The following is a 14090-nucleotide window of genomic DNA, read 5'->3' on the forward strand; positions in this document are numbered from 1 at the left end:
GAGCAACGAGGCCACGCATGCCCGCGCCAAAACCGCCTGCCTTCGAGACCCTGAGCCTGCATGCGGGCCAGCATCCGGATCCCGCGACCGGCGCCCGCGCGGTGCCGATCTACCAGACCACGTCCTACGTGTTCCAGGATTCCGATCACGCCGCCGCGCTGTTCAACCTGGAGCGGGCCGGCCACATCTACACGCGCATCTCCAATCCGACCACCGGCGTACTGGAGGAGCGGCTCGCCGCGCTCGAAGGCGGCGTCGGCGCGATCTGCACCGCGAGCGGCATGGCTGCGCTGCATCTCGCCATCGCGACGCTGCTCAACGCCGGCGACCACATCGTGGCGTCGAGCTCGCTCTATGGCGGCACCATCAACCTTTTGGCGCATACGCTGCCGCGCTTCGGCATCACCACGACATTTGTGAAGCCGCGCGATCTCGATGCGTTCCGCAGCGCCATCAAGCCGAACACCAAGCTCGTGATCGGCGAGACCATCGGCAATCCCGGGCTCGAGGTGCTCGACATCCCGAAGGTCGCGGCGATCGCGCATGAGGCAAAAATTCCGCTGCTGATCGACAACACCTTTGCGACGCCCTATCTCAGCCGGCCGATCGAGCTTGGCGCCGACATCGTGATGCACTCGGCGACCAAATGGATCGGCGGCCACGGCATCGCGATCGGCGGCGCCATCATCGACGGTGGCCGCTTTGACTGGCGCGGCTCCGGCAAGTTCGGCGTGCTGACCGAGCCCTATGGCGGCTATCACGGCATCGTCTTCGACGAGCAGTTCGGCACCGCGGCGTTCATCATGCGCGCGCGCACCGAGGGCCTGCGCGATTTCGGCGCCTGCCTGTCGCCGACCAACGCGTTCCAGCTCTTGCAGGGCGTGGAGACGCTGGGCGTCCGCATGGACCGGCATATGCAGAACACGCATTCGGTGCTGGAGGCGCTGAAGTCCAACAAGGCGGTGGACTGGGTCCTGCATCCCTCGCTTGAAGACCACACGGACTACCAGCTTGCAAAGCAGCTGCTGCCGCGCGGCGCCGGCTCGATCGTCTCCTTCGGCATCAAGGGCGGCCGCCCTGCCGGCCGCAAGTTCATCGAGTCATTGCGCATGATCAGCCATCTCGCCAATGTCGGCGACGCCAAGACGCTGGTGATTCACCCGGCCTCGACCACGCATCAGCAGATGGACGCCGAGCAGCTCAAGGCCGCCGGCATCGGCGAGGAGCTGGTGCGGCTGTCGGTCGGCATCGAGACCGCCTCCGACATCATCGACGACCTCAATCAAGCACTGCGCATCTCGCAAAAGGTCTGACACCATGAAGCTTTCCGTCAACGGGGCCGAGGTATTTGTCGCGACCGGCGGCCGCGAATTCGACAGGTCCCTGCCCGCGGTGGTCTTCATCCACGGCGCCGGCTTCGACCATTCGACCTGGGCCCTGCATACGCGCTGGTTCGCCCATCACGGGTTTTCCGTGCTGGCACCGGACCTTCCCGGTCACGGCCGCTCGGCCGGCCCCTCGCTCTCGAGCATCGCCGAGATGGCCGACTGGACGGCGGCGCTGCTCGATGCGGCAGGAGCTGCGAAGGCGCATCTGATCGGGCACTCCATGGGATCGCTGATCTCGCTGGAGACCGCCGCGCGGCATCCCGACAAGATTTCCGCGCTGAGCCTGATCGGCACCGCCGCGACCATGACGGTCGGCCCGGATCTCTTGAAGGCGGCCGAAGCCAACTCGCAGGATGCAAACGACATGGTGTCGATCTGGGGCCTCGGCTTCAACGCCGAGCTCGGCGGCAGCCTCGCGCCGGGCCTGTGGATGCATGGCGGCGCGCAGGCGGTGCTGAAGGCTTGCGAGCCGGGCGTGCTGTTCAGGGATCTGTCGGCCTGCAATGCTTACGCGAATGCGCTCGCCGCTGCCGCGAGCGTCAAGGTGCCTGCGACGCTCATCCTCGGCGAGCGCGACATGATGACTCCGGCGAAGGCGGGCAAGGCGCTCGCGGCCGCGATCCCGCATGCGAAGACCGTCGTGGTACCGGGCGCCGGCCACATGATCATGGCCGAGCGCCCGGATGAGTTGCTGGCCGCGCTGAAAGGCTGAGCCCGGCTCAAGACCCCGGCGTCCACTTCCAGACGATGTCGGAGACATTGACCGGCTTCGGGATCAGGCCGAGCTTTGCGAAGCGGTCGGCAACCGCCTGCTGGCTCTTGACCACCTCGGCATCGATCGGCACCACGCGATAATTGGAGCGGGCGACGAAGCGGCGGATCGCGTCGATGTCGACGCCGGTCGCCTCGGCCTGCGCCTTCGCCACGTCTTCGTGGTGCGAATCCGCCCATACGCCTTCGGACGCGAAGGCCGTGTTGAGCTTCGCAACGAGCGAGGGATACTTCTCCACGAAATCGGCGCCGGCGATGTAGAAGGCGTTCGGCTTGTGCACGTCCTTGTCGAAGGCGATAACGCGCGCATTCTCCTTCAGCTCGGCGAGCGCGAGATAGGGATCCCAGATCGACCAGGCGTCGACCGAGCCCTTCACGAAGGCCGCCGTCGCATCGGCCGGCGCGAGCGGCGCAGGCGTGATGTCGGACCAGGACAGGCCGGCCTTCTCGAGCGCCGCGACTAGCAGATTATGCGCGCTCGATCCCTTGCCGAAGGCGACGCGCTTGCCCCTGAGATCGGCCAGTGCGTGAATCGGCGAGTCCTTCGGCACGACGATCGCCTGGGTGTTGCCGTCCGATTTCACCGCGGCGACGTAGCGGATCTTCGCGCCGCCGGCCTGCGCGAAGATCGGCGGGGAGTCGCCGACATAACCGAAATCGACGCTGCCGACATTGATTGCCTCCAGCAGCGGTGGACCGAACTGGAAGTCGATCCACTTGATCTCGATGCCGAGCGGCTTGAAGGCGTTTTCGAGCGTCTGGCGCTGGCGCACCGCCGGGAAGAAGCCGCCCTTCTGGGTGCCGATGCGGATTTCCGCCGGCTTGTTCTCCGCGTGCACGGGTGCAGCCAGGGCTGTCGCGACCAGGAGTGTCGTTGCGAGCATGTGTCGTCGAGTAATCATATCGCGGTCCTTTCGGTGGGATCAGTTGGCGAAGAGTTGCGAACTCGCGCGCCGGCTCCGCTCGGAGAACACCGCGCGCGCGGCCCGCTCGGCATCGCGCGCCGAGCGGAACTGGCGGCCTTCGAGGCTGTCGAACAACCGCTCGGAGGAAAAGAAGCGGAAGCCGCGCGCGTCTCTTGTGATGATGCCGGCGGCGCGGTCGTGGATTTCGATGATGTAGGCGTTGGACTGGTCTTCGAATTGGGCTTGGGACATGACTGCTCGCTCGCCGGATTTCTCGGCGTTCCTGGCTTAAGATTTGCGATGTGAGTGCTGAGAGGGTGGCGGTCAGCAACAACAACAGGTGCCGGTCGCCGCCGAGAAACAGCGCCGCGTCATGCACGGGTGCATGTCGTCCGGATTACGCTGGTGATCGGTTCTCATGTTGCGGCTTCGGCTCGAGGAGCAGTTTCGATGCTGTAAATATCGAGCGATCGGCGCGATTGGTCAATGAAATGGCTATCCATATTTGCGAGCGACACGTTCGGCCGCTTCTCCCGCCGCAAGCGCCCGCAGGCAGATTCATCTCGCGACGAGTTCAACACGCGCGAGCGGCGCACATGATAGGCTCCGGCGGGCGCAAAACAGAGGATTGGGAGATCCCGGCATGGCAAATGACCTGAAGGGGCGCACAGCGCTCGTCACCGGCGGCTCACGCGGGATTGGCGCCGCGGTCTGCCGCCTGCTGGCCGAGGCCGGCGCGGCGGTGGCGATCAACTGCCGCGAGCGGATCGGGCAGGCCGAGCAGCTGGCGGGCGAGATCAACAAACGCGGCGGCCGCGCCATCGCCGTTGCCGCCGACGTATCGCAGCGCGAGGCCGTCGCTGCAATGGTCGCACGCGTCACGGCGGAACTCGGGCCCATCGACATTCTCGTCAACAATGCCGGCATCGCCATCACGCGCGGCGTCGACGACCTCACCGAGGACGATTTCGACCGCACCATCCTGGTCAATCTGAAATCCGTCTTCCTGTGCACGCAGGCGGTGCTGCCGGCGATGCGATCGAAGAAATGGGGGCGCATCGTCAACATCTCCTCCGGCGCGGCACGCGGCGCCGGCTCGATCGGCCCGCACTACAACGCATCCAAGGCCGGCATGGAGGGGCTGACGCGCGGCTATGCGGCGCGGCTGGTGAAGGATGGCATCAACGTCAACGCGGTGGCGCCGTCGCTGATCGAGACCGACATGATGAGCGGCCAGCCCCAACTCGTCAGCCGCATCCCGCTCGGCCGCTTCGGCACGGCGGATGAGGTGGCGAAGGCGGTGATGCTGCTGGTCGACAATGCCTACATGACCGGCCAGACTATCGCGCTGAGCGGCGGGATGGCGTTTAACTAGGGGACTTGGCGTCTGCGGCACGCGCCCTCTTCCAGGCTCGATGAACGCCGTAGGGTGGGCAAAGCGGAGCGTGCCCACCATTTCTATCCAGGTGTTGGATATGCGGTGGGCACGGCGCAAGTGCGCCTTTGCCCACCCTACGATTCTGGACTCGCGGAGAGATACCCCTCACCCGTCTCGCCGCTTCGCGGCGAGCCACCCTCTCCCACAAGGGGAGAGGGTAAGAGCATCACCACATCGTCGCTGCGGCACGCGCCGCCCAGCCGCGATCGTACTCCTCGCCGCCGACCTTGTTCTGGCTCATCTCGGCGAGGATCTGGCCGGGCGTCGGCAGCGTCTTCGGGTCGATGCGCTTGTCGGGGTTCCAGAGATCGGAGCGGACGATGGCGCGGGCGCACTGGAAGTAGATCTCGTCCACATTCATCACCATGACGCTGCGCGGCGCCTTGCCTTCGACCTTGAAGGACGCCAGCAACTCGGGATCGATCGACAGATGCGCGCGGCCATTGGCGCGGACCGCATTGCCGGAGCCGGGGACCAGGAACATCAGGGACACGCGCGGGTCGCGCACGATGTTGCGCAGGGAATCGACCCGGTTGTTGCCGCGACGATCCGGCAGCATCAGCGTCTTGGGGCCGTGAATGCGAACGAAGCCGGGCAGATCGCCGCGCGGCGAGCAGTCGATGCCCTCGGGCCCGATGGTGGCGAGCGCCGCGAACGGCGCCTTCTCGATGAAGACGCGATAGAGCGGCGTGACATGGTCGGCGACTTTCACGGTCGAGGCATCGTTGGTGGCGCCGTAGATGGCCTCTAGCTGTTCGACCGTTTCGATCACCGACATTCTTCCACTCTCCTTTGCGCCGGCGGTTACTCGCGCCAGCCTTCGTTCCTGATCACGCGCACGAGCTGGCGGCTGTGATAATCCGCGCTGCCGGCGTTGAGGATGGTGACATCGGCCGGCGCCGATGCGTCCTCGACGCTGCGGGACAGCCGTTCCGCGATATTGCCGTCGCTGTGCCGGGCGCGGGCGGCAAGCCGCTGCGCCAGCACGTCCGGCGGCGCCGTGATGGCGACCACGACGACATTGGCATAGGCCTGACGCAGCGCGGCAATCACGGTGCGCGAGACGTTGACGACGACGGCGCGGCCGGCGCGGATGTCGTCGTTGATTTCGAGCGGTAGCGCGTAGGAATGCCCATGCGCGTCCCAATGCACGGCGAAATCGCCGTGATCGATCCCGCGCCGGAATTCATCCGGGCTCATGGCAATGTTGTCCTCAGCCGCGGAGGACTCACGCGTCACGACGCGACGCGGAAAGACGACGTCGTGATCATCGATGCAGGCCGCCTGCGCCAGCTGCAGCAAGGTGTCCTTGCCGGCGCCGCTGGGACCGACCACGAGCACGAGCCGGCCAGGGCCGATCGCACCCGCCTCGCCTTGCGCCATGGTCGCGGTCTCGCTCATGCGACCCGGCCTCCTTCGCGCCAGACGCTGCGGACGACGGGAACGCTGCCCGCGATGTGCACCCGAATCAGGTCGGCGCGCTTGCCGACCGCAATCTCACCGCGGTCGAAGAGACCAACCGCCTCGGCCGGCGCTTTCGTTACGGTTCGAACCGCCGCCGGAAGGCTGATCGCGGGCACATGTTCAGGCAATTGCAGCGCGGCCATCAGAAGGCTCGATGGAATGTAGTCCGACGAGAGAATGTCGAGCAGGCCCTCGCGGGCAAGATCGACCGCGGCGATATTGCCGGAGTGCGAGCCGCCGCGCACGACGTTGGGCGCGCCCATCAGGATGTCGATGCCGGCCTGATGCAGGCCGCGCGCGGCCTCGAGCGTGGTCGGGAATTCCGCCACCGAGACGCGATCGCGCACGGCGTCCGCGACATTCTCCTCGGTGGTGTCGTCATGGCTCGCCAGCGGAATGTTGTATTGATGCGCCAGCGCCACGATCTCGCGCATGTTGGTCGCCGCATAAGCCTTCTGATACTCGAAGCGCTTTGCGAACAGCTCGTCGAGCTGGGCATCGGTCTTGCCGCCGTTCTTGCCGCGGTAATAGTCGCGCAGCTTGCCCTCGTCGCGGAACTGGCGCTGGCCGGGCGTATGGTCCATCAGCGACATCAGCTTCACGTCGGGACGGTCGATCAGCTCCTTGGCCTCCTCGACCACGCTCGGCATCGGGATTTCGCAGCGCAAATGCAAGAAGTGGTCGGCGCGCAACAAATCAGCATCGCGCGCGGTCGTGATCGCGGCGGCGAGCACGCCGGCGCGGCCGTCGACTTCCTCAGCGCCGTCCTCACGCCAGACCCGGAGCGAGTCGAACACGGTCGTGATGCCCGAGGTCGCGAGCTGGCCGTCGTAGGAGACGACGGCGGCAACCGGATTCCAGAACACCTTCGGGCGCGGCACGTAATGCGCCTCGAGGTGATCGGTGTGGAGCTCGATCAGGCCGGGCATGATGAGGTCGCCGCCGGCATCCTCCGCACCCGCGGGTGCCCTGCCCTCGCCGATCTCGGCGACGCGTCCATCCGCAAGAGCCAGCCAGCCCTGCTCGATCACCCGGTCAGCCAGCACGATCCTGGCGTTGGCGATCACGGTGTCCTTCGGCTTGGCGTTCATTTCAATTTCCTTCAGGCGGCGGCGGCAAAGCTGGTCACGTCAACAATACGGTCGGCAATCAGATGGCGGATTTCGTCGTCATGGACAATGGCGACCATGGCGACGCCCTGGCGCTTTTTCTCGGCGATCAGCTCGACCACGACGGCGCGGTTGGCGGCATCGAGCGAGGCGGTCGGCTCGTCCAGCAACAGGATCGGCAGGTCGGAGATGAAGCCGCGCGCGATGTTGACCCGCTGCTGTTCGCCCCCGGAGAAGGTCGCGGGCGGAAGCTGCCAGAGCCGCTCAGGGATGTTGAGGCGGTGCAGCAGGGTACCCGCCCTCTGCTGCGCCTCGGCTCGGGCCAGGCCGTTCACGATCAGCGGCTCGGCGACGACGTCGATCGTGGCGACCCGTGGCACCGCGCGCAGGAACTGGCTGACATAGCCGATGGTCGCGCGGCGCACGTTGAGGACCTGCCGCGGCTCGGCGGTGGCCAGATCAATCAGCGCGCCGCGATGGCGGATGCCGATGCGGCCGGAATCGCAGCGGTAATTGCCGAAGATCATCTTCAGGATCGACGACTTGCCGGCGCCGGACGGGCCCGACAGCACGACGCATTCGCCGGGGTTCACCTGGAAGGTCACGCCGCTGACGACAGGCAGCTCGATGCTGCCCTGCAGGTGCATCGTAAAGGTCTTCTTGGCATCAGTGACGTCGATCATGGCGGTCATCAGTGGGCTCATGGCGGCAGAATCGAGGAAACGAGGAGCTGAGTATAAGGCTCACGGGGATCGTCGAGCACCTGGTCGGTGAGACCGGTCTCGATCACGCGGCCGCCCTTCATCACCATCACGCGGTGCGACAATAGCCGCGCGACCGCAAGGTCGTGGGTGACGATGACGACGGCGAGGTTCAGCTCGGCGACGAGGCTGCGGAGCAGATCGAGCAGGCGCGCCTGCACGGACACGTCAAGGCCGCCGGTGGGCTCGTCCATGAACACCAGCCGTGGCTCGGTGACGAGATTGCGGGCGATCTGGAGACGCTGGCGCATGCCGCCGGAATAGGTCCGCGGCGCGTCGTCGATTCGAGCCGTGTCGATCTCGACGCGCGTGAGCCAGTCGGACGCGGTGTCGCGGATGCGGCCGTAGTGATTCCATCCCACCGCCATCAGCCGCTCGCCGACATTGGCGCCGGCCGAGACCGCCATGCGCAGGCCCTGCGCGGGATCCTGGTGCACGAAGCCCCAGTCGGTGCGGAACAGGAAGCGCCGCTCGGCTTCGCCGAGCGTGGCGAGATCGCGGGTGACGCCGTCGCGCATCCGGTAGGTGACGTGCCCGCCGCTGGCCGCGAGCTGGCCCGACAGCAGTTGCAGCAGCGTCGACTTGCCCGAGCCGGATTCGCCGACGATCGCCAGCACCTCGCCGGAATAGAGCGAGAACGACACGTCGCGGCACGCGGCGATGCGGCCGTAGGACTTGCTGAGCGAATTCGCAACCAGCAGCGGCTCATCGTTGTCCAGCATGTCGTGATCAGCCATTTGATGTCTCCTGCGCCTTCTCCTTGTACGGCGCAGCGCTCAGGCTGCCGTGATGGCCGGCGGCCTGGCGGCCCTCGCAATAATCGGTGTCGGAGCAGACAAACATCCGTCCGCCCTTGTCGTCGGTGACGATCTCGTCGAGATAGGAGTTATCCGCGCCGCACAGCGCACAGGGCGCATTGAAGCGATACGGCTCGAACGGGTGATCCTCGAAATCGAGCGACACAACCTGCGTATAGGGCGGGATCGCGTAGATGCGCTTCTCGCGGCCGGCACCGAACAATTGCAGCGCCGGGCAATTGTCCATCTTGGGATTGTCGAATTTCGGCGTCGGCGACGGGTCCATCACATAGCGCGCGTTGACCTTGACCGGATAGGCGTAGGCGGTCGCGATGTGGCCGAAGCGGGCGATGTCCTCATAGAGCTTCACATGCATCAGGCCGTATTCGGCGAGCGCATGCATGCGCCGCGTCTCGGTCTCGCGTGGCTCGAGGAACCGCAGCGGTTCCGGGATCGGCACCTGATAGACCAGCACCTGGTTCTCGTTCAGCGCGGCCTCGGGGATGCGGTGACGGGTCTGGATCACGGTCGCCGCGTCGGTCGCCGTCGTGGTGGCGACGCCGGCAGTCTTGGCGAAGAACTTGCGGATCGAAATCGCGTTGGTGGTGTCGTCGGAACCCTGGTCGATCACCTTCAGCACGTCCTCAGGACCGAGGATCGCGGCGGTGACCTGCACGCCGCCGGTGCCCCAGCCATAGGGCATCGGCATTTCGCGGCTGGCGAACGGCACCTGATAGCCGGGGATCGCGATCGCCTTCAGGATGGCGCGGCGGATCATCCGCTTGGTCTGTTCGTCGAGATAGGCGAAATTGTAGGCGGGCGCGTTCATTCCGCGGCCTCCTTCATGGCATCGGGCGCATTGGCCTCGGCAAACTCCTGACGCAGCTTGCGCAGCAGGCCGAGCTCGGACTGGAAGTCGACATAGTGCGGCAGCTTCAGATGCTCGACGAAGCCGGTCGCCTGGACATTGTCCGAATGCGACATCACGAATTCTTCATCCTGCGCCGGCGCGAGCGCCTCTTCGCCGAGCTCGCGGGCACGCAGCGCGCGATCGACCAGCGCCATCGACATGGTCTTGCGCTCGCTCTGGCCGAAGGCGAGGCCATAGCCGCGGGTGAAGCAGGGTGCTTCCGTGGCAGAACCCTTGAACTGGTTGACCATCTGGCACTCGGTGAGCTCGATCGAGCCGAGCGGCACGGCGAAGCCGACATCCTCGGCGGAGAATTCGACCTCGACCTCGCCGAAGCGGATCTCGCCGGCGAAGGGATGGTTGCGGCCGTAGCCGCGCTGGGTGGAATAGCCCATCGCCAGCAGGAAGCCTTCGTCGCCGCGCGCGAGATTTTGCAGGCGCAGGTCGCGGTCGGCCGGGAAGTTCAGCGGCTCGCGGGTGAGATCGCCGACGCTGGCGCCGGCCTCGGCCTGCGGCGAGGATTCGATCAGCCCATCGCGGCCCAGGATATCGGTCACGCGCGGCGTCGGCGCGGTCGAGGCTTCGGCCGTCGCCGGCGCGTCCGGCACAAATCCCTCCGCGAGCGAGGGATCGAGCAGGCGGTGCGTATAGTCGAAGGTCGGCCCGAGGATCTGGCCGCCGGGAATGTCCTTGAAGGTCGAGGACACCCGCCGCTGCACGCGCATGGCGCCGGTGTCGACCGGTTCGCTCGCACCGAAGCGCGGCAGGGTGGCGCGGAAGGCGCGAACCAGGAAGATCGCCTCGATCAGATCGCCGCGCGCCTGCTTGATCGCGAGCGCTGCGAGCTCACGGTCATAAAGCGAGCCTTCGCTCATGACGCGGTCCACGGCCAGACCAAGCTGCTCCGAGATCTGGTCGAGCGTGACTTCCGGCACGCTTTGATCGCCGCGCCGCGCATTGGCGAGCAGCCGATGGGCGTTCTCGATGGCGCGTTCGCCGCCTTTGACTGCGACATACATGCTATTCACTTCCCTTGTTCGCGACGCGCGTGGTGCGCGGGATCGCAACCACGGCATCATCGGCGACCAGCACCACGTCGATGCCGCGCGGAAACAGCGCCTCGTTGACGCGCAGCCGCTCGAACAAGTCGGCGGGCTTGATCGAGGCCCGGAGCGTCGCGACGCCATCGATGCCGGGGCCGCGCAGCTCGAAGCCCCGCCCCGCGTCAAGGCTATCGACCTGGAGGATCAACGTGGTCGACCGGTCCGGGTATTCGCTGGTGCCAAGCGCGAAGCGCTCGAGCGCCGGAAGCAAGGCGCCATCGCTGATCAGGGCAAAGCTCGCGATCGAGGAGTCCTGAATCACCGGCGCGCCGGTGTGGAACTTGAGCCATTTCACGACTTCCGAGCTTTCCGACATCCGCGCATCGAGCCAGAGCGGCGTGTCGTGATCGAACAGCGTCAGCGCGATCGCGGCGGCGCCGCGCATCATCGGCCCGGGTGTGCCCGCCATCGGCACGATGCGCTGGACCGAACCCGGCCGCGCCATCGCGTCCATGACCGAGCGAAAGGTCGATTGCGCCGACAGCACCTTGTCGGCGAACCCCGGCGGCAGTTCCGCAATCGTGGTCATGATCTCACCCCTCACCGCGCACCATGGTGTAGAAATCAACCTTCGTCGCGGCGGTCTCGGCCGCCGCCTGCTTGCGCCGGATCGTAAGCTGCTCGCGCAACGGTGCGATAACGTCCCGCTCGACCGATGCGGAAAAATCCCGCGACTGCACCAGCGCATCGCACAGCGCGATCAGCCGCGCCTTCTCACCGTCGCGTCCGAGCGTGTAGCCGAAGCCGACCTCGCCGCTCGCGAGCCGCACGGCGGCACGCGACACCGTGGCTTCGCCGAGGTTGAACGGGGCGCCGTCGCCGCCGACCCGGCCGCGCAGCATGACGAGGCCGTTTTCCGGCGCGCGCAGATCCTGATGGGCCGGGAGGGCGAAAGCGCGGAGGCGAGCGGCGATCTCGCCCGCCTCCGCGTGCGCCAGCACGGCCATCGCGGCCTTGCGCTGGGCTTGCTGATTGTTGTGCTGCGTCACCCGATCCACCGAACTTGCCGAACTCAAGTTGTCTATGATAGTAGACAACTTCATACGGAAGCGCCATGACTGTTTCGTGACAAGCGTGTGATTTTCGGGCTAGGCTGACCGGCGATATGAGCATGCAGGACACCGCCTCCACGGGCGTCGCGCTATGGCGCCTCGTTGCCGACGGCATCGAGCGCGGCATCGCCGACGGCCGCTTCGCCGCCGGCGACAAGCTGCCGGGCGAGATGGAGATCGCCGAGACCTATCGCGTGAATCGCCACACCGTGCGGCGGGCGCTGGCAGCCCTTGCCGAGCGCGGCCTGGTGCGCGCCGAACGTGGCAGCGGCACCTATGTCGAGGCGCAGCGCATCGCCTATCCGCTGCGCTCGCGCACGCGCTTCTCGGAGATCGTCGGTGCCGGCGGCCGTGAGCCGCGCGGGCAGTTGATCGAGGCGTCCGACGACGTCGCGACGCGCGAGCTGGCGCGCGAGCTGGGCCTGAAGGTCGGCGCCCCGCTGGTGCGGATCGAGGCGATACGCCTAGCCGACCGCACCCCGATCTGCGTCTCCACGACGTGGCTGTCGGCGGAGTTGTTTCCGGGTGCGGGCAGCGTGTTTGCCGCAACGCGCTCGATGACGAAACTGCTCGAACACTTCGGCGTCCGCGACTATCGCCGCGGCGCGACCCGGATCACCGCCGGCATCGTCGATGCGACCGACGCTGCACGGCTCGATCTGCCGCTGGGACGGCCGATCCTCGTGGTCGATGCCACCGACCACGGTCTCGACGGCAAGCCGCTGGTGACGAAGCATTCGCGCTTTGCCGCCGAGCGGGTGGAGTTTCTGGTGGAGAACGGCTGAGATGCAGCCCGCTCTTCCCCCCGCAAGAGGAGGAGGAAGAGCAGCGCCTGCTACTCCTGCATCATCTCGCCGCTGCCGCCGAACTCGGCGGGGAAATCCTTCAGCTTGGGCAGGCCGTCGCGCATCGGCAGCACCGTCTCGGCGTAGTTGACGTGGACGCCGGGCGTGAACGCCAGGGTGGGGATGGTGGCGGTGAAGACGTCGGTCAGACCGAGCGGCGGGTGATTGGTCATGAGATGGCCGCCGCACTTCCTGCAATATTTGCGCTGGCTGAGCGGCGTCTTGGCGAAGGTCTCGACGTGCTGCGCGCCCTCGGTGATGCGCACCGCGTCGGGCTTCCACAGGCTGAAGGCGTTCACCGGCCCGCCGGACCAGGACCGGCAGGAGCCGCAATGGCAATAGCCCATCGCCTCCGGCGCACCCGTGACCTCGACCGTAACCGCGCCGCAGAAGCAGTGTCCGACATGTTTCATTGGGTCGTCTCCGTTGATGAAGGTTGGAAATCCTCTCCCCGCTCCGGTCACCGAGATCTCGGCGAAGGCGGATGCGGGGTCGCGACGAGCTTCGCTCGCGTTGGTAGCCTCGGAGTGAGGGGGAATCACTCCGAGGGACGTTGAAGGCGAGAGTCCGGCAAGGTCCGATACGCGCCTCGGCGCCGCCGCGCGTCCTCCTTTCGGCGGACGCGCGCGCAGAGCGCGAAAACTAAACTGACCGGCGCCAGGGAATAAGCATCGACACGCGTTGTTTGTACTGCCGGTATTCGTCGCCGAAGAGATCAATGAGGTCGCGCTCCTCCAGCGCGATGCCGACGAAGATGTAGATCGTGGTCACGGCCGCAAACAGCAGATGTCCCGCAGTCATGACCGGAGCCGCCCAGAACGCGACGATGAAGCCGAGATAGATCGGATGACGGACAAACTTGTAGAGCAGCGGCGTCTTGAAACGCGGCGGCGTCGCTTCCTTGCCGACGAGATGGTTGGTCACCTGATGCAATCCGAACAATTCGAAATGGTTGATGATGAAGGTCGACGTGAACACCAGCACCCAGCCTGCGAAGGACACCGTGACCAGCGTCACGGCGAGATCCGGGTCCTCGACCTCCCATATGACCGTCGGCAGCGGACGCCACTGCCAGAACAGGAGCAGCAATGACAGACTCGCGAACAACACATAGGTGCTGCGCTCGATCGGTTTGGAGACGAACTGCGTCCACCACGTCTTGAAGCGCTGGCGCGCCATCACGCTGTGCTGGACGGCGAACAGCGCCATCAGGAGCAGGTTGATGATGACGGCCTCAGCCGTCGACGTGTCGGTTCCGGTGTCGATGGTCTTCGGCACCACCAGCCCCATCACGAAGCCGATAGCGTAGAGAATGGTGACGAAAAACACGAGATACGCCGCAATTCCGTACAGAAAGGCGATGAACTTGAAAATGCGAGAGCCCGTAACCTCCGGGCCGATCGAATGAACCTGGTGATCAATTTGGGACATGGAAAGCTCCGTTGTGCCGAGGCATCGGCACTGTTTGGTCTTCGCACCATGCCGGATCGGACGTTCCATGGCTTTTGCGGACGGTTGATTTTCGCCTGAGACGACTTTGATTTTTG

The 14090-nt window shown here is 66.0% G+C and carries 17 protein-coding genes; 4 read left to right on the plus strand and 13 right to left on the minus strand.

The window, feature by feature from the left end; all coding sequences use genetic code 11:
* Positions 1-17 precede the first annotated feature (17 nt).
* On the plus strand, positions 18-1313 hold the full coding sequence (locus tag ACVWW6_RS03805; protein WP_011084053.1) for an O-acetylhomoserine aminocarboxypropyltransferase: 1296 nt from the start codon (positions 18-20) through the stop codon (positions 1311-1313).
* Between the two features lie 4 nt (positions 1314-1317).
* Complete coding sequence (locus tag ACVWW6_RS03810) at positions 1318-2100, plus strand: alpha/beta fold hydrolase (RefSeq protein ID WP_161533118.1); 783 nt, start codon at positions 1318-1320, stop codon at positions 2098-2100.
* A gap of 7 nt (positions 2101-2107) precedes the next feature.
* On the opposite strand, the gene ACVWW6_RS03815 is transcribed toward ACVWW6_RS03810, so the two are convergent.
* Together ACVWW6_RS03815 and ACVWW6_RS03820 are read right to left on the minus strand one after the other, a co-directional pair.
* Positions 2108-3061, minus strand: a complete 954-nt coding sequence (locus tag ACVWW6_RS03815; RefSeq protein ID WP_404524508.1) for an aliphatic sulfonate ABC transporter substrate-binding protein — start codon at positions 3059-3061, stop codon at positions 2108-2110.
* Between the two features lie 21 nt (positions 3062-3082).
* A complete protein-coding gene (locus ACVWW6_RS03820; RefSeq protein ID WP_404524509.1) occupies positions 3083-3316 on the minus strand; it encodes a hypothetical protein in 234 nt (77 codons plus the stop codon).
* 391 nt (positions 3317-3707) lie between these two features.
* Between ACVWW6_RS03820 and ACVWW6_RS03825 the strand changes: the two genes are divergently transcribed.
* Entirely contained in the window at positions 3708-4439 is a 732-nt protein-coding gene (locus tag ACVWW6_RS03825; RefSeq protein WP_011084048.1) for an SDR family NAD(P)-dependent oxidoreductase, read from the plus strand.
* Positions 4440-4668: 229 nt separating this feature from the next.
* Here ACVWW6_RS03825 and ACVWW6_RS03830 read toward each other — a convergent pair whose 3' ends face one another.
* From ACVWW6_RS03830 to phnG, 9 genes are read right to left on the minus strand one after another with little or no spacing between them, the layout of a single operon-like run.
* On the minus strand, positions 4669-5280 hold the full coding sequence (locus ACVWW6_RS03830) for a pyridoxamine 5'-phosphate oxidase family protein (protein WP_456680158.1): 612 nt from the start codon (positions 5278-5280) through the stop codon (positions 4669-4671).
* Positions 5281-5306: 26 nt separating this feature from the next.
* Entirely contained in the window at positions 5307-5903 is a 597-nt protein-coding gene (gene phnN, locus ACVWW6_RS03835) for a phosphonate metabolism protein/1,5-bisphosphokinase (PRPP-forming) PhnN (RefSeq protein ID WP_456680159.1), read from the minus strand.
* On the minus strand, positions 5900-7057 hold the full coding sequence (locus ACVWW6_RS03840; RefSeq protein ID WP_456680160.1) for an alpha-D-ribose 1-methylphosphonate 5-triphosphate diphosphatase: 1158 nt from the start codon (positions 7055-7057) through the stop codon (positions 5900-5902). The genes phnN and ACVWW6_RS03840 overlap by 4 nt, the downstream gene beginning before the upstream one ends.
* Positions 7058-7068: 11 nt before the next feature.
* A complete protein-coding gene (phnL, locus tag ACVWW6_RS03845) occupies positions 7069-7767 on the minus strand; it encodes a phosphonate C-P lyase system protein PhnL (RefSeq protein ID WP_456680161.1) in 699 nt (232 codons plus the stop codon).
* 8 nt (positions 7768-7775) lie between these two features.
* Entirely contained in the window at positions 7776-8573 is a 798-nt protein-coding gene (phnK, locus tag ACVWW6_RS03850; protein ID WP_011084043.1) for a phosphonate C-P lyase system protein PhnK, read from the minus strand.
* A complete protein-coding gene (locus ACVWW6_RS03855; RefSeq protein ID WP_011084042.1) occupies positions 8566-9462 on the minus strand; it encodes an alpha-D-ribose 1-methylphosphonate 5-phosphate C-P-lyase PhnJ in 897 nt (298 codons plus the stop codon). The genes phnK and ACVWW6_RS03855 overlap by 8 nt, the downstream gene beginning before the upstream one ends.
* Complete coding sequence (locus tag ACVWW6_RS03860) at positions 9459-10562, minus strand: carbon-phosphorus lyase complex subunit PhnI (RefSeq protein ID WP_271556881.1); 1104 nt, start codon at positions 10560-10562, stop codon at positions 9459-9461. The genes ACVWW6_RS03855 and ACVWW6_RS03860 overlap by 4 nt, the downstream gene beginning before the upstream one ends.
* A gap of 1 nt (position 10563) precedes the next feature.
* A complete protein-coding gene (phnH, locus tag ACVWW6_RS03865) occupies positions 10564-11175 on the minus strand; it encodes a phosphonate C-P lyase system protein PhnH (protein WP_038965300.1) in 612 nt (203 codons plus the stop codon).
* Between the two features lie 4 nt (positions 11176-11179).
* Positions 11180-11644, minus strand: coding sequence for a phosphonate C-P lyase system protein PhnG (gene phnG, locus ACVWW6_RS03870; RefSeq protein WP_038965299.1), 465 nt, complete (start codon positions 11642-11644; stop codon positions 11180-11182).
* A gap of 107 nt (positions 11645-11751) precedes the next feature.
* Here phnG and phnF point away from each other — a divergent pair, with 107 nt between their 5' ends.
* Entirely contained in the window at positions 11752-12483 is a 732-nt protein-coding gene (phnF, locus tag ACVWW6_RS03875) for a phosphonate metabolism transcriptional regulator PhnF (RefSeq protein WP_011084038.1), read from the plus strand.
* Between the two features lie 50 nt (positions 12484-12533).
* On the opposite strand, the gene ACVWW6_RS03880 is transcribed toward phnF, so the two are convergent.
* Positions 12534-12956, minus strand: coding sequence for a GFA family protein (locus tag ACVWW6_RS03880; protein ID WP_028173675.1), 423 nt, complete (start codon positions 12954-12956; stop codon positions 12534-12536).
* 229 nt (positions 12957-13185) lie between these two features.
* Positions 13186-13974 (minus strand): methanethiol S-methyltransferase, encoded by a 789-nt coding sequence (gene mddA, locus ACVWW6_RS03885; RefSeq protein ID WP_028173676.1) that lies wholly within the window; start codon positions 13972-13974, stop codon positions 13186-13188.
* Positions 13975-14090: the final 116 nt, after the last annotated feature.

It is taken from the genome of Bradyrhizobium sp. USDA 3311 (genome assembly GCF_054062495.1).

What these genes read in the sequence shown, in the direction of transcription:
- ACVWW6_RS03805 (WP_011084053.1), top strand. Translation starts at nt 18, where the DNA reads ATGCCCGCGCCAAAACCGCCTGCCTTCGAGACCCTGAGCCTGCATGCG.
- ACVWW6_RS03810 (WP_161533118.1), top strand. Translation starts at nt 1,318, where the DNA reads ATGAAGCTTTCCGTCAACGGGGCCGAGGTATTTGTCGCGACCGGCGGC.
- ACVWW6_RS03815 (WP_404524508.1), bottom strand. Translation starts at nt 3,061, where the DNA reads ATGATTACTCGACGACACATGCTCGCAACGACACTCCTGGTCGCGACA.
- ACVWW6_RS03820 (WP_404524509.1), bottom strand. Translation starts at nt 3,316, where the DNA reads ATGTCCCAAGCCCAATTCGAAGACCAGTCCAACGCCTACATCATCGAA.
- ACVWW6_RS03825 (WP_011084048.1), top strand. Translation starts at nt 3,708, where the DNA reads ATGGCAAATGACCTGAAGGGGCGCACAGCGCTCGTCACCGGCGGCTCA.
- ACVWW6_RS03830 (WP_456680158.1), bottom strand. Translation starts at nt 5,280, where the DNA reads ATGTCGGTGATCGAAACGGTCGAACAGCTAGAGGCCATCTACGGCGCC.
- phnN (WP_456680159.1), bottom strand. Translation starts at nt 5,903, where the DNA reads ATGAGCGAGACCGCGACCATGGCGCAAGGCGAGGCGGGTGCGATCGGC.
- ACVWW6_RS03840 (WP_456680160.1), bottom strand. Translation starts at nt 7,057, where the DNA reads ATGAACGCCAAGCCGAAGGACACCGTGATCGCCAACGCCAGGATCGTG.
- phnL (WP_456680161.1), bottom strand. Translation starts at nt 7,767, where the DNA reads ATGACCGCCATGATCGACGTCACTGATGCCAAGAAGACCTTTACGATG.
- phnK (WP_011084043.1), bottom strand. Translation starts at nt 8,573, where the DNA reads ATGGCTGATCACGACATGCTGGACAACGATGAGCCGCTGCTGGTTGCG.
- ACVWW6_RS03855 (WP_011084042.1), bottom strand. Translation starts at nt 9,462, where the DNA reads ATGAACGCGCCCGCCTACAATTTCGCCTATCTCGACGAACAGACCAAG.
- ACVWW6_RS03860 (WP_271556881.1), bottom strand. Translation starts at nt 10,562, where the DNA reads ATGTATGTCGCAGTCAAAGGCGGCGAACGCGCCATCGAGAACGCCCAT.
- phnH (WP_038965300.1), bottom strand. Translation starts at nt 11,175, where the DNA reads ATGACCACGATTGCGGAACTGCCGCCGGGGTTCGCCGACAAGGTGCTG.
- phnF (WP_011084038.1), top strand. Translation starts at nt 11,752, where the DNA reads ATGAGCATGCAGGACACCGCCTCCACGGGCGTCGCGCTATGGCGCCTC.
- ACVWW6_RS03880 (WP_028173675.1), bottom strand. Translation starts at nt 12,956, where the DNA reads ATGAAACATGTCGGACACTGCTTCTGCGGCGCGGTTACGGTCGAGGTC.
- mddA (WP_028173676.1), bottom strand. Translation starts at nt 13,974, where the DNA reads ATGTCCCAAATTGATCACCAGGTTCATTCGATCGGCCCGGAGGTTACG.